The sequence below is a fragment of the Microbacterium sp. PI-SA-G genome (genome assembly GCF_057215335.1).
Map to the genome: position 1 here is coordinate 3036795 of NZ_CM170103.1, position 19734 is coordinate 3056528.

General features: G+C 70.2%; 16 protein-coding genes. 6 read left to right on the plus strand and 10 right to left on the minus strand.

Features of this window, described 5'->3' with window-relative positions; translation table 11 throughout:
• The first annotated feature begins 6 nt into the window (after positions 1-6).
• From AC2D10_RS14940 to AC2D10_RS14950, 3 genes are all read left to right on the plus strand, one after another.
• Positions 7-1473, plus strand: coding sequence for an amidohydrolase (locus AC2D10_RS14940; RefSeq protein ID WP_484708790.1), 1467 nt, complete (start codon positions 7-9; stop codon positions 1471-1473).
• A gap of 8 nt (positions 1474-1481) precedes the next feature.
• Positions 1482-3068 (plus strand): amidohydrolase, encoded by a 1587-nt coding sequence (locus AC2D10_RS14945; protein WP_484708791.1) that lies wholly within the window; start codon positions 1482-1484, stop codon positions 3066-3068.
• Between the two features lie 249 nt (positions 3069-3317).
• The gene (locus AC2D10_RS14950; RefSeq protein WP_484708792.1) at positions 3318-3803 is read left to right on the plus strand and encodes an FBP domain-containing protein; all 486 of its coding nucleotides are present in this window, start codon (positions 3318-3320) and stop codon (positions 3801-3803) included.
• 77 nt (positions 3804-3880) lie between these two features.
• On the opposite strand, the gene AC2D10_RS14955 is transcribed toward AC2D10_RS14950, so the two are convergent.
• The 4 genes from AC2D10_RS14955 to AC2D10_RS14970 are packed head-to-tail and all read right to left on the minus strand — an operon-like array spanning position 3881 to position 9345.
• Positions 3881-6217 (minus strand): beta-xylosidase/alpha-l-arabinosidase, encoded by a 2337-nt coding sequence (locus AC2D10_RS14955; RefSeq protein WP_484708794.1) that lies wholly within the window; start codon positions 6215-6217, stop codon positions 3881-3883.
• 35 nt (positions 6218-6252) lie between these two features.
• Positions 6253-7125, minus strand: a complete 873-nt coding sequence (locus tag AC2D10_RS14960; RefSeq protein WP_484708795.1) for a carbohydrate ABC transporter permease — start codon at positions 7123-7125, stop codon at positions 6253-6255.
• A complete protein-coding gene (locus AC2D10_RS14965) occupies positions 7122-8075 on the minus strand; it encodes a carbohydrate ABC transporter permease (RefSeq protein WP_484708796.1) in 954 nt (317 codons plus the stop codon). Before AC2D10_RS14965 ends, AC2D10_RS14960 begins: the two co-directional genes overlap by 4 nt.
• On the minus strand, positions 8056-9345 hold the full coding sequence (locus AC2D10_RS14970) for an ABC transporter substrate-binding protein (RefSeq protein WP_484708797.1): 1290 nt from the start codon (positions 9343-9345) through the stop codon (positions 8056-8058). The genes AC2D10_RS14965 and AC2D10_RS14970 overlap by 20 nt, the downstream gene beginning before the upstream one ends.
• Positions 9346-9507: 162 nt before the next feature.
• On the opposite strand from AC2D10_RS14970, the gene AC2D10_RS14975 reads away from it, so the two are divergent.
• Positions 9508-10509, plus strand: coding sequence for a LacI family DNA-binding transcriptional regulator (locus tag AC2D10_RS14975; RefSeq protein WP_484708799.1), 1002 nt, complete (start codon positions 9508-9510; stop codon positions 10507-10509).
• Positions 10510-10525: 16 nt separating this feature from the next.
• On the opposite strand, the gene AC2D10_RS14980 is transcribed toward AC2D10_RS14975, so the two are convergent.
• The 4 genes from AC2D10_RS14980 to AC2D10_RS14995 are packed head-to-tail and all read right to left on the minus strand — an operon-like array spanning position 10526 to position 14495.
• The gene (locus tag AC2D10_RS14980) at positions 10526-11368 is read right to left on the minus strand and encodes a PaaX family transcriptional regulator (protein ID WP_484708800.1); all 843 of its coding nucleotides are present in this window, start codon (positions 11366-11368) and stop codon (positions 10526-10528) included.
• Positions 11358-12602 (minus strand): kynureninase, encoded by a 1245-nt coding sequence (locus tag AC2D10_RS14985; protein WP_484708801.1) that lies wholly within the window; start codon positions 12600-12602, stop codon positions 11358-11360. The genes AC2D10_RS14980 and AC2D10_RS14985 overlap by 11 nt, the downstream gene beginning before the upstream one ends.
• Position 12603: 1 nt before the next feature.
• Positions 12604-13644: an amidohydrolase family protein gene (locus tag AC2D10_RS14990; RefSeq protein ID WP_484708802.1), complete on the minus strand. Its 1041-nt coding sequence runs from the start codon at positions 13642-13644 to the stop codon at positions 12604-12606.
• Positions 13644-14495 (minus strand): tryptophan 2,3-dioxygenase, encoded by an 852-nt coding sequence (locus tag AC2D10_RS14995; RefSeq protein WP_484708804.1) that lies wholly within the window; start codon positions 14493-14495, stop codon positions 13644-13646. Before AC2D10_RS14995 ends, AC2D10_RS14990 begins: the two co-directional genes overlap by 1 nt.
• Here AC2D10_RS14995 and AC2D10_RS15000 point away from each other — a divergent pair.
• Positions 14494-16095, plus strand: a complete 1602-nt coding sequence (locus AC2D10_RS15000) for a glutamate-cysteine ligase family protein (protein ID WP_484708805.1) — start codon at positions 14494-14496, stop codon at positions 16093-16095. The genes AC2D10_RS14995 and AC2D10_RS15000 overlap by 2 nt on opposite strands.
• A 51-nt stretch (positions 16096-16146) precedes the next feature.
• Here AC2D10_RS15000 and AC2D10_RS15005 read toward each other — a convergent pair whose 3' ends face one another.
• Both AC2D10_RS15005 and AC2D10_RS15010 read right to left on the minus strand, forming a co-directional pair.
• Complete coding sequence (locus tag AC2D10_RS15005; RefSeq protein WP_484708806.1) at positions 16147-17856, minus strand: amidase; 1710 nt, start codon at positions 17854-17856, stop codon at positions 16147-16149.
• 127 nt (positions 17857-17983) lie between these two features.
• A complete protein-coding gene (locus tag AC2D10_RS15010; protein WP_484708809.1) occupies positions 17984-19015 on the minus strand; it encodes an agmatine deiminase family protein in 1032 nt (343 codons plus the stop codon).
• A gap of 66 nt (positions 19016-19081) precedes the next feature.
• Between AC2D10_RS15010 and AC2D10_RS15015 the strand changes: the two genes are divergently transcribed.
• Positions 19082-19729, plus strand: a complete 648-nt coding sequence (locus AC2D10_RS15015) for a TetR/AcrR family transcriptional regulator (protein WP_484708811.1) — start codon at positions 19082-19084, stop codon at positions 19727-19729.
• Positions 19730-19734 lie beyond the last annotated feature (5 nt).

Genomic DNA, 19734 nt, shown 5'->3' on the forward strand with positions numbered 1-19734 from the left:
AGCCCCATGAGCGCCCTCACCCTGCAGAACGTCCGCCCCTATGACGGCGGTGCACCCATCGACCTCGTCGTGCGCGACGGATTGATCGCGCAGATCGCGCCGGCCGGCACGACCCCGGCCGAGGGCGAGAGCGTCGACGGCGGCGGGCGCTGGATCGGACCGGGGCTGTGGGACGCGCATGTGCACTTCACGCAGCACGTGATCGGTCGTCGCCGGATGGATCTGACCGAGACGCACAGCGCCGCCGACGTGCTCGACGTGGTCGTGCGTGCACGCGCCAACGGGTGGCCGCTCGTGAACGGCATGCTGATGGGCTACGGATTCCGCGACGGACTCTGGCCCGAGCCGACCTCACTCGCGGCGCTCGACGCCGCGATCAGTGACATCCCCGTCGTGCTCGTGAGCGGCGACCTGCACTGCGGATGGATGAACCGTGCGGCCGAAGCGCGCTTCGGTCTGCAGCTCGACGAGACGGGGCTGCTGCGCGAGGGACCGTGGATCGAGCTCATGCACGCGTTCGACGAGGCCGGGGACCTGCCGCTGTCGGCCTACCAGGACGCGGCGAACGCCGCGGCCGCCCGGGGTGTGGTCGGCGTGGTCGAATACGAGAGCACCGACAACGTCACCGAGTGGCCGCAGCGCATCGCGCAGGGACTCGACGCGCTGCGCGTCGACATCGCCGTGTGGCCCGACCGGCTCGACGCCGCGATCGCCCAGGGCCTGCGTACCGGCGAGATCATCGACGTGCGCGGCCTGGTCGAATTCGGACGCCTCAAGGTCGTGGTCGACGGGTCGCTCAACACGCGCACCGCCTGGTGCTGGGACCCGTATCCGAGCATGGACCCCTCGCACCCACACGCCTGCGGCCTCGAGAGCGTGCCGATCGAGGAACTGCGGCGCCTGCTCACCCTCGCCAGAGGTGCGGGGATCGAGGCGGCGGTGCACGCGATCGGCGACCGCGCCAACACCGAGGTGCTCGACACCTTCGAGCACCTCGACATGCGCGGCGTGATCGAGCACGCGCAGCTCGTGCGCGAAGACGACTTCGCCCGTTTCGCCCGCCTCGGACTGATCGCCAGCGTGCAGCCCGAGCACGCCATGGACGACCGCGACGTCGCCGACCACCACTGGGCCGGGCGCACCGGACGCGCCTTCGCGTTCGGCTCTCTGCACCGCGCCGGAGCGGCACTGCGCCTGGGATCGGACGCCCCTGTCGCACCGCTCGACCCGTGGATCTCGCTCGGCGCCGCGACCGCCCGCAGCCGTGGAGACCGCGACGCCTGGCATCCCGAGCAGCGGCTGCCCCTCGACGTCGCGCTGGCCGCATCGGTGCGCACGTCTCTGGCGGTCGGCCAGCCCGCCGACCTGGTCATCAGTGACGGCGACCCGTACGCGGCCGATCGCGACGAGCTGCGCGAGATGCCGGTGGCGGCGACGCTGCTGAGCGGACGCTTCACCTGGCGCACGATCTGAGGAGTGGGATGACGAGCAGCAGTCTGTTCACGAACGCGAAGGTGTTCACAGGGGAGTCCGAGACGACGTTCGCCTCGGCGTTCCGGGTGACCGACGGCGTGGTCGACTGGGTGGGGGATGCCGCAGAGGCGCCGGCCGCGCTCGACGCCGTCTCCATCGATCTCGGCGGGCGCACCGTGCTTCCCGGGCTGATCGACAGCCACACGCATCCGGCTCTGATCGCGGGCACCGGCGCGGCCGCGGAATGCTTTCCGCCCGCCGTCACCTCGGTCGACGATCTCGTGGCGGTGCTGCGTGCCCACGCCGACGGGCTCGCTGACGACGACTCCTGGGTGCTCGGACGAGGGTTCGATGACACCAAGTTCCCGGGACGGCAGATGCCGACGGCCGCCGACCTCGACCGGGTCAGCACTGAACGCCCGGTGCTCGTGTGGCGCTGCGACGCGCACTCCGCGGTCTGCAACACGCGTGCCCTCCAGATCGCCGGCATCACGGCAGAGACGCCCGACCCCGACGGTGCCCGCTTTGAGCGTGATGCCGACGGGCGGCCGAACGGCGTGCTGACCGAGATCGCCGCCGTGGGCGAGGTGGCCGCGTTCATCCCTTCGCCCTCGCGTGACGAGCAGATTGCCGCCCTCGTCGGACTGGGCGAGGAGCTCGCCTCGCGCGGCATCGTCGCCGTGTGCGATCTGCTGTCGACGCGCATCGACGACCCGCTTCGCACCTTCCGCGCGGCGGTCGAGCGCGGACTCCGCACCCGCGTCGCGCTGTACCCCGGATGGGATCCGGCCGAACCGCTCGCCGACCTCGCCCCCGGCGATCGCGAAGGGCAGATCCGCATCGGAGGAGTGAAAGTCGTCCTCGACGGCGCGTACTCCAACCGCACCGCGTGGGTGCACGAGCCGTACCCCGAATCGTGCGACCACGGACTGCGGCTCGTCGACGACGCCGACGTGTTGGCGGCGGGCGACTGGGCGCGACGCAACGGCGTGCAGCTCGCGGTGCACGCCATGGGCGACCAGGCGCTCGATCGCGTGGTCGAGCTGTTCGAAGACGCGGAGCCCTGGCTCGACGGCATCCCCTCCGTGCGCATCGAGCACGCCACGATCATCAGCGACGACTACCTCGTCCGGCTCCGCGATGCGCGCATGGTGTTCGGGATCGCGACCCACACGGTCTTCTTCTTCGCCGAGTACGACGGGTACGAGAAGGCGCTGCGCGCCGAGCAGGTGACGGACGCCTATCCGATCGCACGCCTGTACGCGGGGCTCGAACCGCTCGCGCTGTCGTCGGACCGGCCGGCCACCGCGTGGAGCGGCGCCGACGACGTGATGCTCTCGGTCGAGGCCGCGGTGCGCCGCCGCACCTACAACGGCATCGACTTCGGTCCCGAGGCCGCGATCACCGTGCCGCAGGCTCTGATGCTGTACACCGGTCGGGCGCGGCTGCTGTCGCCGCTCGAGGGTGTGGGCGTGCTGCGGCCAGGCTTCGACGGCAGCTTCGCGGTGCTCGAGCGCGACGTGTTCACGGTGCCGGATGAGGAGATCGCCGAGGTGCGCGTCGCGGAGACGTGGATCGGGGGCGAGCGCGTCTGAGGTCGCGCTCCCGCCCGACAGAGACCCGCGCGACCGGGACGGCCCCCACGTGGCGGGTGTAGTCTCTCGGGGTGCTGATCTTGAGGAGCGCCGGTCAGGCGCAGAGGGGAGTCACGGGCGCGTTCTGCGCCGGTGGCAGAGGCTGACGACCGGCCGGAGGCGGATTTCCGTCCCCGGTGATCCGTCATACCTTCTCTCCTTCCTCCTCTCTCGATCGTCTGATCGAGCCCGTTCGAAAGCACTCCTCTCATGCGTCCCATCGACGAGCGCGCCATCCGCGCCTCCTTCCTCAACGCCTCCCGCAAAGAGGTCGCCGACCTGCGTCTTCCCGCAGACTTCGCCGACATCGACTTCTCACGCCTCGACTACCTCGGCTGGTCCGACCCCAAGGCGCCGCGCCGTGCCTACGTCGTCACCGAGCTCGGCGATCGGCTGGTCGGCATCCTGCTGCAGCAGGCCGAGCAGCGCGTGATCGCCCGCGCGCAGTGCACCTGGTGCGAAGACGTCACGCTCCGCAACGACGTGCAGCTCTTCACCGCGCGCAAAGCCGGACCGGCCGGACGCAAGGGCGACACGGTCGGCACGCTCGTGTGCGCGAACTTCGGATGCTCCGCGAACGTGCGGCAGCTTCCGCCACTCGCCTACGCCGGATTCGATCGAGAGGCCGCGCGCGACCAGCGCACGATGCGGCTCGGCGAGCACGTGCGCGCGTTCGTGGGCGCCGTCGAGAGCTGAGCGCGGCTAGCGCGGCTGAGAGGTCAGAGATCGCCGCATCTTCGGGCCCGGATGCGACGGTTTCTGACCTCTCGCCGTCAGTCGCCCGCGACGACCTCGATCGCCGTCACGGTCTCCTCGTGGTCGCAGGCCTCGCCCACCCACAGGCGGATGCGCCCCGGCTCGACGCGGCGCACCCCGTCGCGCCCTGTAAACGCCAGTCGCTCCGTGGGAACGTCGATCTCGACCCGCCGCCGCTCGCCCACGGCCAACGGCACGCGTGCGAAGCCGATCAGCTGCGCCACAGGCCGGGCGACGCTCGCGAGCTCGTCGTGGGCGTACAACTGCACGACATCGGTCCCTGCGGTCTCGCCGGTGTTGCGCACCTCGACGCTCACGCGGAACGATCCGTCCGCTGCGACCGTCGCCTGCGTCCGCAGATCACTGTGCGCGAAGGTGGTGTATCCGAGGCCGAAGCCGAAGGGCCGCGTGGGGGTGGGGTCGACGCTGGTGACGTCGGCGCGTCCTCCGAGCACGGCATGCAGGTACGAGTAGGGCTGCGCGCCGGCCGACCGCGGCAGCGACACCGGCAGACGACCTGAGGGCGCCACGCGTCCGGTGAGCAGCCCGGCCAGCGCGGGGCCGCCCTCTTCGCCCGGGAAGAACGTCTGCAGCACGGCCGCGGGAACGCGCCCACCCGAAGAGCCAGAACCCGACGCGCGAGCAGCAGGAGCAGCAGCCGGAGAGTTCACCGCGCCGATCCCGGCCGTCACTCCGACCGCGACCTCGCGCGGCGGCAGCGCCCAGTCGAGCGCGTACGGGCGACCGGTCATCGTGACGAGCACGACCGGCGTCCCCGTGGCGACGACCGTCTCGACCAGCTCACGCTGCACGCCCGGCAGATCGAGCGTGTCGACGTCGTTGCCCTCGCCGACGGTTCCGCGACCGAAGAGTCCGGCCCGGTCTCCCACGACGAGCACGACGACGTCCGCCGCCTCGGCCTCGGCGACCGCCGCCGCGAATCCGCTGCGGTCGTCGCCCTCGACCTCGCATCCGCTCGCGTGTGTGACGTCCACGCCGGCGAGCTCCGCGCGCAACGCCTCGAGCACGGTCGGCAGCGCGATGCCCGCCGGGGTGCCCGGGTGGTGCGCGAGCACGTGGTTCACGAATGAGTAGCAGCCCATCAGCGCCTCGGTGCTGTCGGCGTTCGGCCCGATCACCGCGACGCGGCCGAGCGCCGTGGCATCCAGCGGCAGCACGCCGTCGTTGCTGAGCAGCACGACCGATTCCTCCGCGAGCTCGCGCGCGAGTGCGCGATGTGCGGGCGAGTCGAGGTCGACGGCATCCGGCGGGGCAGCCGAGAAGTCGGCGTCCAGCAGCCCGAGATCCTCCTTCTGTGTGAGCACCCGCCCCACCGAGCGGTCGACGAGGCTGACATCGAGCGAACCGTCGCGCACCTGCGCGGCAAGGGTCGTGTACGCGTCGGGCGAGGGGAGCTCCACGTCGATGCCTGCCCTGATCGCCAGTGCGGCGGCCTGCGCCGGGTCGGCCGCGACCCGATGCATCGAGCGCAGGAAGTCGATGGCGAAGTAGTCCGACACCACCACGCCGTCGAATCCCCAGCGCGTGCGCAGTACCTCGTCGAGGTAGTACGGGTCGGCGGCGACGGGCACGCCGTCGATGTCGGTGTACGAATTCATGACGCTGCGGGCGCCGCCCTCGCGGACCGCCATCTCGAAGGGCGGCAGCAGCACGTCGGCGATCTCGCGCGCTCCCGCGTGCACGGGCGCGTGGTTGCGTCCGGCGCGCGAGGCCGAGTACCCCACGAAGTGCTTGAGCGTGGCGTGCACGCCCTGCGACTGCATGCCCCGCACGTACGCGGTGCCCAGAGTGGCGACCACGAGCGGATCCTCGGCGATGCACTCGTCGACGCGCCCCCAGCGCGGGTCACGGATCACGTCGAGCACCGGCGCCAGGCCCTGGTGGATGCCGAGGCTGTGCATCGACGCCCCGATCGCCGCCCCGACGCGCTCGACCAGCGCGGGGTCGAACGACGCGCCCCACGCCAACGGAGTGGGGAACGTGGCCGCCTTCCACGCGGCGAGCCCGGTCAGGCACTCCTCGTGCACGAGCGCAGGGATGCCCAGACGCGTCTCGTTCTGCAGTCGCGCCTGCTCGGTCCACAGCCAGCGCGCACGCTCGATGGGCTCGACCGGACGGGTGCCGTAGACGCGGGTGAGGTGGCCGATCCCGTGCGCGGTCGCCTCGTCATAGCGAGTCGAGGTCTTCTTCTCGCCCGACATCGGCGCGACGACCTCATCGCCCTGATCGACCCAGAAGCCCACGAGCTGGGCCTGTTTCTCCTCGAGCGTCATCTGCGCGAGCAGAGCCTCGACGCGGTCCGAGAAGCGGGGGCGGGGGGTGGGATGCGACACATCCATCTCTTTCCGTAGTGAGTCGACGATCATGCTCAGCCCTTGACCGCGCCGGTCAGACCGCCGACGATGCGGCGCTCGAACAGGCTGAAGAAGATCAGCGCCGGGATCATCGACAGTGACGTGAACGCGAGCACCTTCGCGGTGTCGACGGAGTACTGCGATGCGAAGGACTGCACGCCCAGGGGGAGGGTGAACGCGGCGGCGTCGTTGAGCACGAACAGCGGCAGCAGGTAGCCGTTCCAGCTGCCGATGAACGCGAGGATGCCGGTCGTGATCACCCCGGGGAGTGACAGCGGCAGCACCATCCGCCAGAAGAAGCCGATGCGGCTGCATCCGTCGATGAACGCGGCCTCCTGGATCTCGTCGGGGATGGCCCGCAGGAACGGCACCAGGATGATGATCGTCGTCGGCAGTGCGAACGCGATCTGGGGCAGGATGACGCCGCCGAGCGAGTTCATCAGGCCGAGGTTGCGCACCACGATGTACAGCGGGGTGATGGCGACCGTCAGCGGGAACATCAGCCCTGCCGCGAAGAACGCGTAGAGCACTCCGCGTCCGGCGAAGCGGTACCGCGCGAGCACGTACGCCGCCATCAGGCCGAGTGCGACTGCGCCCGCTGTGGTGGCGAGGGCGACGACGGTGGAGTTCAGCACCTGCCGCCAGAATACGCCCCCAGCGATCACGTCGAGGTAGTTCGAGAACACCCACGGCTGCGGCAGCCCGGAGGGATCGGTGGTGATCTGGGCGTTCGTGCGGAAGCCGCCGATGATGATGTACGCGATTGGAGCGAGCATGAGCCCGACCGCGATCAGCGCGACGAAGTACACCACGGGGTTGGCCCAGGGGAGGGGTGCTCTGGTGGATCGTCCGCGTCGCTGCGTGACGAGTACCGAGGTGGCGGTCATCGTGTCTTCCTCTTCCTGATTCCTGAGGCGCCGGTCCCGGCTGCACCGGTGAGCGCGCCGTCGGTGTCGCGACGCAGCACCGCGCGCTGGTAGATCAGCGCCACGACGAGCGAGACGACGAACAGCACCACGGCGACGGCGTTGCCGTAGCCGAAGTTGCCGGCGTTGCGCCCCTCCGACACCATGTACGTCGCCATGGTCGAGGTGCCGGCGGTCGAGGCGATGTACTGGCCCCAGATGATGTAGACCAGGTCGAACAGCTGCAGCGACCCGATGATCGACAGGAACGCCCAGATCCGCAGCGTCGGCGCGAGCAGCGGCAGGGTGATGCGCCACTGGATCTGCCAGTACGAGGCGCCGTCGATCGCCGCGGCCTCGTGCAGCTCTTCCGGGATGCCCTGAAGACCGGCGAGGAAGAGGATGACGGCGAAGCCGACGTACTTCCATGTGATGATGACCATCAGCGTCCAGATGGCGATGTCGGGGTTCGACAGCCAGTCGGTCGCCAGGAACCCGAGCCCCATGTTCGTCAGCAGCGCGTTGAACGCGCCGCTGGTCTGCAGCATCAGGCTCCAGCCGGTGCCGACGACGACCTCGGAGATGACGTACGGGACGAAGATCAGCACGCGGATGAGCGACTGCCCCCGCATCCGCCGATTCAGCAGCAGCGCCAGCAGGATCGCGGCCGGGCCCTGCAGCACCAGCGACATCACCAGGATGAACCCGTTGTGCGCGAGTGCGTCATGGAACAGCGGATCCTGCAGGATCGTCAGATAGTTCTTCAGGCCGACGAAGTCGGTCGGTGCGCCGTATCCCTGCCAGCTGAAGAAGCCGTAGTACGCGGCCATCAGCACCGGGAAGATGACGAAGGCGAGGAAGACGAGCAGGGCGGGCCCGGCCAGAAGGATCACTTCCAGCCGGGCGCTCGCCTCACGCCTTCGCCGCGGCATCCTGGACGGCCTTGACGATGTCCTCAGGCGAGCCCTGTCCGGCGAGCATGGTGACCACGGCCACGTTCAGTGCATTGCCGACGTTCTGGCCGTAGACGGTGTCGAGCCACTGCGACGCCGAGGGGGCCGCGTTGTAGGCCTCGAGGATCGACTGCAGGTACGGCTCGGTGACGGCCTCCTGCGCGACGGTGTTGACCGGCGGGGCGTTGAACGCCTTGTAGTAGGCGGTCTGCACCTCGGACGTGCCGAGGTAGTTGAGGAAGTCGACGCAGGCGTCGGGCGCATCGACCGAGCAGGAGTAACCATCGACGCCGCCCATCATCGCGCCGGGCTCGCCGGCGCCGCCCTCGACCTCGGGGAACGGGAACCAGGCGAGGTCCGGGAGCGGCTTCTGGTCGGGGGTCAGGGATCCGATCACGCCGGGATTCCACGCGCCCATGAGCTCCATGCCCGCCTGGCGGTTGGCGATGAGTCCGGCCGAACTGCCGGCACCCTGCTGCGCGGTGGTGGTGAGGAAGCCGTCGTTGAACGGCTCGGTGCCCGCGAACGCCTGCAGGTCCTCGCCCGCGCGCACCCAGCACTCGTCCTCGAAGTTCATCTCGTCGGCCGCCTTGGCCAGGGTGTCGGAGCTGCACTCGCGCAGCGCGAACCAGTAGTACCAGTGCGCGGCGGGCCAGGCGTCCTTGGCGCCGAGCGCCACCGGGGCGATGCCGGCCGCCTTCAGTTTCTCGGTGGCCGCCTCGAGCTCGTCGAGCGTGGTGGGGTTCTCGGTGATGCCGGCCTGGTCGAACAGGTCCTGGCTGTAGAAGAGTCCGCCCGGGAGCACGGCGACGGGCATCGCGTAGATCTTGTCGTCGAGGCTGTTCGCCGAGTACGCGGCATCCGGGATCTCGTCGGCGGCGGCGCCCTCGATCACGTCGGTGAGGTCCTTGAGCTGGCCGGCTTTGACCATCGCCGCCATCTTGCCGCCGCCGCGCTGCAGGAAGATGTCGGGGGCGTCGCCCGAGTTCAGTGCGGTCTGCAGCTTGCCGTCGAGATCTTCGTTCTGGATGGACTGCACGTCGATCGTGACGCCGGGGTTCTCCTCTTCGAAGTCGGCGACCGTCTGCTCCCAGAACTCCACGCCGGGACCGGTGGTGGAGTTGTGCCAGAGGGTCATGGCGGACGAGCCGCCGTCGTCGGCGGTGCCGGCCGCACAGCCGCTGAGTGCGAGTGCACCGACGGCGGTGATCGCGGCCGCGGTGGCGAGAGGGAGCCTTCTGCTGTTCATGTGATCGTTCTCCTCATCGAGAGTTTGCGCGCCGCGACGATGCGGGCGTCCGCGGCAGGTGAGACCGCGATGGGATGCAGTCTCATGCGGTTTCACGGCGTCGTCAAACGTTTTCGAAAACAGTTTCCATGTGGCGCTCCGCGCGGGCTACGCTGAGCGATCATGAGCGGGAGAACCACGATCCACGACGTCGCGAAGGCGGCCGGCGTCTCGGTGTCGACCGTCTCGAAAGCCGTCAACGGGCGGTACGGGATCGCGGATGCCACGGTGCGCCGGGTGCTCGACGCGGTGAAGGAGCTCGGCTACGAGTCGAGCCTGGTGGCCAGCAGCATGCGGGCGCGCCGCACCGGGGTGATCGGGGTGCTTCTGGCGGACTTCGAGCCGTTCAGCGCCGAGATCCTCAAGGGCGTCGGCGCCGCCGTGCACGACACCGCTGTCGATCTCCTCGCCTACAGCGGGTCACGCCACGGTGCCGCGGAAGGGTGGGAGCGGCGCTCGTTGAGCCGGCTCTCGGGCACCCTGATCGACGCGGCGATCATGGTCACACCGACCGTCGTCAGCGCCAGCACCGAGATCCCCGTCGTCGCGATCGATCCGCACACCGGGCGCGCCGACCTGCCCACCGTCGAGTCGGACAGCTTCGGCGGGGCGCTCACCGCCACCCGGCATCTCATCGAACTCGGCCACCGCCGGATCGGCTTCCTGGCGGGTCGCCCGGATCTGCGCTCCGCGGGACTGCGAGACGCCGGCTATCGGCGCGCGCTGTCGGATGCCGGTATCCCGATCGACCCGTCGCTCATCGGCGTCGGACGCTACGAGCTCGAGACCACCCGCGACTCGGCGCGGCTGCTGCTGGCCGGACCGGTGCGGCCGACAGCGGTGTTCGCGGCGAACGACCTGTCGGCGATCGCCGTGATCGACGTCGCACACGAGCTCGGGCTGCGCGTACCCGAGGACCTCTCGGTGATCGGCTTCGACGACGTGCCCGAGGCCTCGCGGCGGGCGCTGCCGTTGACGACGATCCAACAGCCGATGCGTCGGCTCGGCGGTGTCGCCGCCGAGATGGTGTTCACCCTGCTGGCCGGGCAGCCGCTGGAGCAGATGCATGTGACGCTGCCCACGCGGCTGGTGGTGCGGGCGACGACGGCGCGTTTCGGGGGTTGAATCAGAGCTGCGTGAGTCAGCGCTGCGTGACCGAGCGCACGTGCGCGAGGGCGGGCTCGGCCAGCGCCGCCGAGAGCCGCGCGAACTCGTCGAAGCTGCGTCGGCCGGGCCAATCGGCGGGCAGCATCGAGGGCGGCAGACCGGGGTCGGTGTAGGGCAGCACCCGCCAGCGATCGATGAGCTGCACGTAGGCGGCGAAGGGCTCGTCGGGCAGCGCGGTCAGAGACTCCTGAAACGCAAGGTGCTCGGCGCGCAGCGCCTCGAGGTCCCACCACTGCGCGGCGGCCTCGACCAGCGAACCCGGCGGCACCGGCGCCGACGCCTGGAACAGTGTGACCCACGGCCGGGCATCGAGGTCGTCGACGATGTCGTGTACCTCGTCCTGCAGGTGCCCGGGGCAGATCCACAGCGCGGGGGAGACCGTGCCCGCACCGATCCACATCAGGCGGCGACGCAGCTGGTGGCGGACGCTCCGCGCGCTCTCCGGGATCGAGAACGACACGAGGCACCACGGGTCATCGTCGTCCATCTCGCGCATCTCGAAGATGCGGCGGTCTCCGCGTTCCAGCATCGGCACCGCCGCCGGGTTCAGGCGGTAGCCGGCCATACCGTCGCGGTCGGCGAGCAGCATGCCTTTCTGCTTCAGTCGGGTGATGCCGGTGCGCGCCTGCGCGGTCGGGATGCCGAGGTCTCGGGCCAGCGCGACGAGGTCGGCCGCCGAGATCCACCCGCCGAGGGGCCGCAGATAGACCCCGATCAGCGTCCGCAGCAGCGAGGCAGTGCTCCCGGGTCGCGCATCGATGTCGTCGAGCACTGCGGCACGGTGCCCGTCGGGCTCAGCGGCTCGCTCAGTTGCCACCGGACTCCAGCGCCTCGCGGATGGCGAGCACGCCCGTCACGGTCTCGACGTGCGAGGTGCTCAGCGGTGACAGCCCCAGGCGGATACCGTCGGGAAAGCGGAAGTCCGGGATGATCCCGCGGTCCCACAGCTGCGCGGTCACCGCGCGGAAGTCCGGGTGGCCGATCGTGACGTGCCCGCCGCGCAGGGCGGCGTCGCGCGGGCTCAGCAGTCGGACGTCGAGCGGGGCGAGCACCTCGTCGTACGCCTGCACGGCGAGGTCGGTCAGCGACACCGACTTCGCGCGCACGGCGTCGATCGAGGCATCGTCGATCAGGTCGAGCATCCCCTGCATCGCGAGCATGGAGGTCACCGGCGGCGTGCCGCTGAGCAGCTGACGGATGTCGTCGGCCGGCACGTACTCCGGTCCCATCGCGAAGATGTCGGCAGCGCTCCACCAGCCCTGGATCGGCTGACGCAGCACGCCCTGCAGGCCGCGGCGCAGGTACGCGAACGCGGGCGAGCCCGGTCCGCCGTTGAGGTACTTGTACGTGCATCCGACGGCCATGTCGACGCCCCAGGCATCGAGCTGCATCGGCACCACACCGGCCGAATGGCACAGGTCCCACATCATCAGCGCGCCAGCCGCATGCGCGACCTCGGTGATCGCGCGCATGTCTGCGAGGGCGCCGGAGCGGTAGTCGACGTGGCTGAGCGAGACCAGCGCCGTGCGGTCGGAGACGACCGCCGCGACATCGTCGACCGTGACGCCGCGCACCGGATCGGGGTGCAGCCAGCGGACGGTCGTGCCGGTCTCGGCCGCGACGCCCTCGACCAGGAAGCGGTCGGTGGGGAAATTGCCCGCCTCCATCACGATCTCGGTGCGACCGGCGCGCTCGGTGCGCTCGTCGGGGTTCGGGCGCAGCGCCGCGCGCAAGAGCTTGTAGATCAGGACGCTGGTCGAGTCGGCGACGACGGTCTGCCCCTTCGCGGCTCCGAGCGCGATGCGACCGATGCGGTCGCCCAGCTCCATCGGCAGCGCCATCCACTGCTCGTCCCACGAGCGGATCAGTCGGGTGCCCCAGTCGTGGCGGACGAACTCTGCGATCTTCTCGGGGATGTCGCGCAGCGGTCGGCCCAGCGAGTTGCCGTCGAGGTACGCCTCGACGCCCGGGGCGTCGGCGAAGGCGTCGAGGTGCGCGTGCAGCGGATCGGCGGCGTCGAGCTCGCGGGCACGGGTGAGCAGGTCGGTCATGTCACACCTTCAGGTCGTCGGCGGTGAGGGGGCGGGCGTGCAGGGGATCGGCGGTCGCGGGCGTCCGGCCGGGGAAGAACAGGACGACGGATGCCGGGTCGCATACGTCGACCGGGGCGAGGGCGCGCAGCAGGGCGGTGTCGTCGAGTCCGGCCCGGCGGAGCGCGGTGATCTCGGCGGCGTTCAGCCCGACCGGCGTCGGTCCGTTGCCCATGTCCGTGCCGTAGAGCACCGTGCCGCCGGCGGCATGGAAGCGCCGGACGTTGTGCAGGGCGACGGTGAGGTCGGCGTCGGCGTGGATCGCCAGGGTCGAGATCCAGGTGACGGATGCCGCCTGCCCGGCGATCTCGTCGTCGTCGAGCCGTTCCGTGAAGGGGGCGTGGGCCAGAGCGCGAGCGCCGAGTCGGGCCGCGCGCTGGGCTTCGCCGCGGCCTTCCGCGTGAGCGACGACCGGCAGGCCGCGGGCCGCCGCGAGCTCGACGATCGCGCGGAACAGACCGTCGTCGAACACGGGGCCGGCGTGCGCGTTGCTCGCGATCTTGATGCGGCTCGCCCCGGCATCCGCCATCTCCGCAACGGCGAGGGCGGCGGCATCCGCGTCTGCAATCTCGCGCACCGCACCCTCGGGCGCCCACTCCCGGTCCGACGGATATCCGCCCGGAGGCGTGAGGAACGCGCCCGCCAACTCGATGTGCACGCGGGGGCGCGTACGCAACTCAGCAGAACTTCGCGCGAGGGGGCCGGAACCGGCCTGATGCGCCGGGTTCGGCGACGTTTCTGCTGAGTTGTGAACGGCGAGCCGCGCTGCCACGACGGGATTCGCGCCCAGATCGACCACGCGACCGAGCGTCGAACCCGCGAGAAGGGTGTGGTCGACGAGCTGCAGATGCACGTGGTGGTCGGTGAATCCGCCGCACACGACGCCGTCGAGGCGGGGGAGCCCTGCGCGGGAGATGTCGGTGCGGACGCGCACACCTCCGTCGACGAGCTCCGCGACGCCCTCGCGCCACGTCTCGCCGTCGAAGAGCGTGACGGCGTGCATCAGCCGCCGATCTCCGTGCGCACGGTGTACAGCTCCGGGAAGAAGGTGAGATCGAGCGCGCGCTGCAGGAATCCGACGCCGCTGGAGCCGCCGGTGCCTACCTTCACGCCGATCGTGCGGGCGACGGTCTTGAGGTGACGGAACCGCCAGAACTGGAAGTTGTCCTCGAGGTCGACGAGGTCTTCGCACGCCTCGTACAGGTCCCAGTGCGCCTGATGGTTCTGGTAGATCTCGCGGATCGCGGGCACGAGCTCCGGCGTCTCGCGATAGGGCTCGCGCACATCACGATCGAGGATCTCGGCCGGCACCGGCAGCCCGCGACGCGAGGCGTAGCGCAGGAATTCGTCGTAGAGCGTGGGCTTCTCCCACTCGGCGGTGAGCAGCGCGAGGTTCGCCGGGTGGTCGCGGAAGACGCTCAGCATCTTCTCGTTCTTGTTGCCCAGGGCGAACTCGACCGCGCGATACTGCACCGACTGGAAGCCCGAGGAATTGCCGAGGGTGCCGCGGAACTGCGCGTATTCGGTGGGGGTGAGCGTGGCCAGGATCGCCCACTGCTGCGTCATCACGTCCTGGATCTTCTTCACGCGCGCGACCCGTTTGAGCGCTTCGCGGAGGTCGTCGCTGGCGAGCAGTTCGCGGGCCGACGACAGTTCGTGCAGCAGCTGCTTGAGCCAGAGCTCCGTGGTCTGGTGCTGGATGATGAACAGCAGCTCGTCGTGGTGCTCGGGAACGCTGACGGGATTCTGCGCCGTCAGCAGCTGATCGAGCGACAGGTAGGAGCCGTACGTCATCTTTCCGGAGAGGTCGGTGACGACGCCGGACTCCAGTGCGCGCTCGTTCTCAGTGCTCATGCACACAACATATCACCAACGTGTCGGTCGTCACGATGATGAAATATGGGGACGCTTCCTCGACGGACAGGCACCCGGTCGATACCGTCGGCATATGGGTGACAGCATCGAGGCGCAGACGTTCACGCGCCAGGACCGCACGCAGTTCCGAGCCAAGACCGAGCGATGCCTCGACGCCCTGGCGTCTATGCTCGCGGACGGCAGGTTCGCGCCCGTCGATGCCCCGGACTCGCAGCTCGGCTTGGAGATCGAGCTGAATCTCGTCGACGAGCAGGGCGCACCGGCGCGCAGGAATGACGCGGTGCTCGACGCGATCGCGTCGCCGGCGTTCCAGACGGAGCTCGCGCGCTTCAACGTCGAGATCAATGTCGCACCGCGGCCGATCGGGCGCGGGCATCTTCGGGAACTCGAGACCGTGGTGCGCGGTGCTCTCGAGGTCGCCGACCGTCGGGCGCGGTCGGCGGGCAGCGGCCTGGCCATGATCGGCATGCTGCCGACACTCGACGAGACGCATTTCACCGAGCGCTGGTTCTCGGCCGATCCGCGGTACAGCCTGCTGGGTCAGCAGATCCTTTCGGCCCGCGGCGAGGACATCGAGCTTCATCTCGACGGGGTCGCGCTGAGCGATGATCGCCCCCGCGAGCAGCTCGCCATGGTCTGCGACACGATCCTGCCTGAGGCGGCCTGCACCTCGGTGCAATTGCACCTGCAGGTCGCACCCGAGTCGTTTGCCCCCTACTGGAACGCCGCCCAGGCGATCGCCGGCGTGCAGGTGGCGCTGGCAGCGAACTCGCCGTTCTTCGCGGGCAAGGCGCTGTGGCATGAGACGCGCATCCCGATGTTCGAGCAGGCCACCGACACCCGTCCGCAGGAGCTGAAGAATCAGGGCGTGCGCCCCCGCGTCTGGTTCGGCGAGCGATGGGTGACGTCGATTTTCGACCTCTTCGAGGAGAATTCGCGATACTTCCCTGCGCTGCTGCCCGTGAGTTCGGACGAGGATCCCTTCGACGCGTTGGACGAAGGGCGTGCGCCGGAACTCGCCGAGTTGCGCATGCACAACGGCACGGTCTACCGCTGGAACCGCCCGATCTATGACGCCGGGAGCGGCACCGCGCACCTGCGCCTCGAGAACCGCGTGTTGCCGGCGGGTCCCAGCGTCGTCGACGTGGTGGCGGATGCCGCGTTCTACTACGGCCTCGTGCGCAGCCTCGCCGAGGCGGACCGCCCGATCTGGACGCAGATGACCTTCGACGCCGCGGCCGAGAACCTGCAGGCCGCTGCACGCGGTGGCATCGAGTCGCGGTTGTACTGGCCGGAGGTCGGCTGGATCAGCCCGAGTGAGCTGGTGCTTCGACGGTTGCTGCCCGCGGCGGCCGAGGGGTTGGACGCGTTCGGGGTCGATCGGGAGGTCCGCGATCGGTACCTCGGCATCATCGAGCAGCGATGCCTCACCGGGCGTAACGGCGCCGTCTGGCAGCGAGAGAACGTGGCGGCACGCGAGCGCTCCGGCGCTTCACGGGCCGATGCGCTGCGCGGCATGCTCACCGATTACCTCGAGCGCGCGCAGGCGGGCGAGCCCGTGCACACCTGGACGCACTGACACCGGCCGGCGTGACGTCCTGACCGCGTACGTGGCGGACCGCCACCGCGGTCAGAGCGCCGGGGTCCGCGGGGGCGGCGTGCGACGCTCGCCGGGCGCTCCGGCCGCCTCGAACGCGGCCGCGAGCTGCAGCAGGGCCGTGTCGTCGTACGCGCGACCGGCGAAGGTGAGCCCGATCGGCATGCCGGTGTCGCTCATCAACCCCATCGGCACCGTGACCGTCGGGATGCCCAGGTGCCGGACAGTCAGGTTGCCGTTCGCGATCCACACGCCGTTGCGCCAGCCGAGGTCGGCGGATGCCGCGTTCACGTCCATGTCCGCCGGGCCGACGTCAGCGACCGCGGGGAACACCACCGCGTCGAGCTCGAGCTCGTTCATCCAGTCCTCGAGGTCGCGGCGCCGGGTCTCCTCGAGGCCTCGGAGTCCCTCGGCGAGTTCCGGCATGTCCGTGAAGGCCGCCCCGGGGTGCGCGCGCACCCACTCCGGATACTCGGCGATGTCGTCGTCGAAGCCGGTGTACCGATCCGGCAGTGCGCCCGCCGGGTGCGGGAAGATCGTGGCGCCGTCGACCGCGGCCAGCGAGTGCAGCGCCGGATCACCGTTCGCCTGCAAGAAGTCCTCCCAGGCCCACGCCGACAGGTCGACGATCTCGCGCCGCAGGAACTCCGGCGAGACGAGACCGCGGGTTGCGATGGTCGGCGCGCCCGGGCGGTCGCCCTCGTAGTTCGACACCACGGGGAAGTCGACCTCGACAACGGTCGCACCGGCGGCTTCCAGGTCGTGCCTGGCCGCCTCCCACCTCGTCACGATCGACGCGCGCGTCTCGATCCGCTGTCCGGTCGGGCCGCCGATCCCCGGGTTCGCCGACGTCCCGGCAGCCGGGTCGGCGTTGATGTACATCCGCGGAATCCCGATCCGCGCTCCGACGAGCGACGCGTCGACTGCCAGCGACGGGTACGAGTCCGGCCGCACCGCCGACGCCTGCGGAAGCGCGATCCACGGCTGCGCGCGCCAGAAATCGCCGCGCATCTCGGTGTCGTCCGCGACGATCACGTCGAGCACATCGAGCAGGTCGGCCATCGAGCGTGTGTGCGGCACGACCACGTCCATCGTGGGTACGAGCGGCCAGTTTCCGCGCACCGAGATCACGCCGCGCGAGGGGGTGTACGCGCACAGTGCGTTGTTCGTCGCCGGGCCGCGCCCGCTCGACCAGGTCTCCTCGCCGAGGCCGAAGGCCGCGAAGCTCGCCGCGGTCGCAGTGCCCGATCCGTTCGACGAACCCGACGCGAAGGGCGCGGTCAGCCACTCCGCGGAGTACGGACTTTCGGCGCGGCCGTAGACACCGCGCTGCATACCGCCGTTCGCCATCGGCGGCATGTTGGTGAGTCCCAGGCAGATGGCTCCGGCCGCGCGCAGCCGCTCGATCGTGAACGCGTCGTGCTGCGCCACGAGATCAGCGAACGCGGGGCTGCCGGCCGCCGCGGTGAGACCCCGCACGAGATAGCTGTCCTTGGCCGTGTACGGGATGCCGTCCAGCGGACCCCGCGTCTCACCGCGCCCCCGCCGGGCGTCGGATTCGGCCGCCTCGCGCTCGGCCTCGGGATTCGCGACGACGACCGCATTGAGTGCGGTCGAGGTGTCGGGGCCGTCATAGGCGGCGATGCGCGCGCGATACGCGGCGACGAGGTCGAGCGCGGTCGCGGCGCCGGTCTCGAGCGCATGGCGCAGGTCGGCGATCGTGGCTTCGGTGACGTCGAACATGAGCTGGTCCTTCGGGGGTGGGGCGTTTCGTTTCGCTGGCGTCCTTCGTCTCGTCGCTGGCGCTCCGCTCAGAAGCCGGTTCCTGAGCGAGCGAAGCGAGACGAAGGGCGCTCAACGACCGGGGCGGTCAGGTCAGCGCCGGCTGCTGCTGCGTGATGCAGTGCACGCCGCCGCCGCGGTCGAACAGCGGGCGGGCATCGACGGTGACGACGCGGCGTCCGGGATACGCCTGCGCGAGGATCTCGCGAGCCTCGGCGTCGGCCTTCTCCTCGCCGAAGCCGCACGCGATGACGCCGCCGTTGGTGACGAGGTGGTTCACGTAGCTCCAGTCGACGAACCCCTCGTGGTCGCGCAGCGTGGCCGGCGCAGGCAGCGGCAGCACCTCGAAGCGGCGGCCCGCGGCATCGGTCTGCTGCTCCAGGAGGGCCCGCAGGTCTCGGGTGACGGCGTGGTCGGGGTGGGCGGCATCCCGCTGCTCGTGCAGCAGCAGGCGCCCGGGGGAGGGGATCGTCGCCACGATGTCGACGTGTCCCTTGGTGCCGAAGTCGTCGTAGTCCCGGGTGAGGCCGCGCGGCAGCCACACCGCTTTCGTCGTGCCCAGCGTGCGGCTCATCTCGGCCTCGACGCGCTGTCGATCGGCGAAGGGGTTGCGGCGCGGGTCGAGCTGCACGGTCTCGGTCAGCAGGACGGTGCCTTCACCGTCGACGTGGATGCCGCCGCCCTCGTTCACGAGCGTCGAGCTCACCACCTCGGCCCCGACGGCTCCGGCGACCACACGGGCGTGCTGCGCGGCCTTGCGCCACTCGGCCCAGTCGGGTGCACCCCAGCCGTTGAAGATCCAGTCGACGGCGCCGAGGACGCCGGGTCGCTCGTCGTCGACCACGAACGTGGGTCCGGAATCCCGCATCCAGAACTCGTCAACCGGGGCCTCGACGATGTCGATCGCCCCGCCCAGCATGCGCCGGGCCCGTGCGATCTCGGTCGGGTCGACCACCATCGTGACCGGCACGAACTCGGCCGCGGCATGCGCGACCGCGGTCCATGTCGCGTACCCCTCCTCGCGATCCGTGTCGCTGTCGCCGAGGGTCTGGCCTTCGGCGGGGAACGCCATCCAGATGCGCTCGTGGGGCGCGGTCTCCGCGGGCATTCGCCAGGCCATCGATGTCTCCTCGAGGGGTGAGAAACTTGTTGAACATGCGATCAACAAGTGCTACGGTAACCCGTGATGAACACGACGTCAAGACCCACCGGCACCCGGCGCATGTCGCCCGAGCAGCGCGATCGCTCGATCCTCGACGGTGCCATCGGCCTGGCCCGCGAGAGCGGTCTCGAGGCACTCACGGTGCGCGCCGTGGCGAACCGCGTGGGTGTCGCTCCTGCACTGGTCGTGCACTATCGCCCGGGAATGGACACGTTCCTCGCCGATGTCTTCGGTGAGATCGTGGCGGCAGAGCGCGACGAGGTGATGGCCGACTTCGACCCCGACGCCGGCGCGCGCGAGAACCTGTTCCACATGGTCGAGACGCTGCTCGACGGCGATCGCGACGACGTCACTCTCGTGTGGGTGCAGGCCTGGGCGCTGGGCGCCCGCAACGAACCGCTCGCCGCCCGCGTGCGCACCGAGATGGACCAGTGGCAGAGCGCCATCGAGGCGCATCTGGCCCGAGCCGTGGCCGCAGGCGAGCTGGTCGCCTCGCGCACCGACACCGCGGCCTGGCTGCTGCTGGCCATGGTCGACGGCATGAACGCCCATTCGCTGGTCAAGTGGGCGCCGCACGATCGCGCCGACCTCGCGCGGCGCGCGCTCGCCGTCGCACTCGACATCCCGGACACCTCGTCCCCCCGACACTCCTCCCCGTCTTCGAGAAACTAAGGAAC

Coding starts and splice junctions, on each gene's coding strand:
- AC2D10_RS14940 (WP_484708790.1), top strand. CDS start 7: ATGAGCGCCCTCACCCTGCAGAACGTCCGCCCCTATGACGGCGGTGCA.
- AC2D10_RS14945 (WP_484708791.1), top strand. CDS start 1,482: ATGACGAGCAGCAGTCTGTTCACGAACGCGAAGGTGTTCACAGGGGAG.
- AC2D10_RS14950 (WP_484708792.1), top strand. CDS start 3,318: ATGCGTCCCATCGACGAGCGCGCCATCCGCGCCTCCTTCCTCAACGCC.
- AC2D10_RS14960 (WP_484708795.1), bottom strand. CDS start 7,125: ATGACCGCCACCTCGGTACTCGTCACGCAGCGACGCGGACGATCCACC.
- AC2D10_RS14965 (WP_484708796.1), bottom strand. CDS start 8,075: ATGCCGCGGCGAAGGCGTGAGGCGAGCGCCCGGCTGGAAGTGATCCTT.
- AC2D10_RS14970 (WP_484708797.1), bottom strand. CDS start 9,345: ATGAACAGCAGAAGGCTCCCTCTCGCCACCGCGGCCGCGATCACCGCC.
- AC2D10_RS14975 (WP_484708799.1), top strand. CDS start 9,508: ATGAGCGGGAGAACCACGATCCACGACGTCGCGAAGGCGGCCGGCGTC.
- AC2D10_RS14985 (WP_484708801.1), bottom strand. CDS start 12,602: ATGACCGACCTGCTCACCCGTGCCCGCGAGCTCGACGCCGCCGATCCG.
- AC2D10_RS14990 (WP_484708802.1), bottom strand. CDS start 13,644: ATGCACGCCGTCACGCTCTTCGACGGCGAGACGTGGCGCGAGGGCGTC.
- AC2D10_RS15000 (WP_484708805.1), top strand. CDS start 14,494: ATGCACACAACATATCACCAACGTGTCGGTCGTCACGATGATGAAATA.
- AC2D10_RS14995 (WP_484708804.1), bottom strand. CDS start 14,495: ATGAGCACTGAGAACGAGCGCGCACTGGAGTCCGGCGTCGTCACCGAC.
- AC2D10_RS15005 (WP_484708806.1), bottom strand. CDS start 17,856: ATGTTCGACGTCACCGAAGCCACGATCGCCGACCTGCGCCATGCGCTC.
- AC2D10_RS15010 (WP_484708809.1), bottom strand. CDS start 19,015: ATGGCCTGGCGAATGCCCGCGGAGACCGCGCCCCACGAGCGCATCTGG.
- AC2D10_RS15015 (WP_484708811.1), top strand. CDS start 19,082: ATGAACACGACGTCAAGACCCACCGGCACCCGGCGCATGTCGCCCGAG.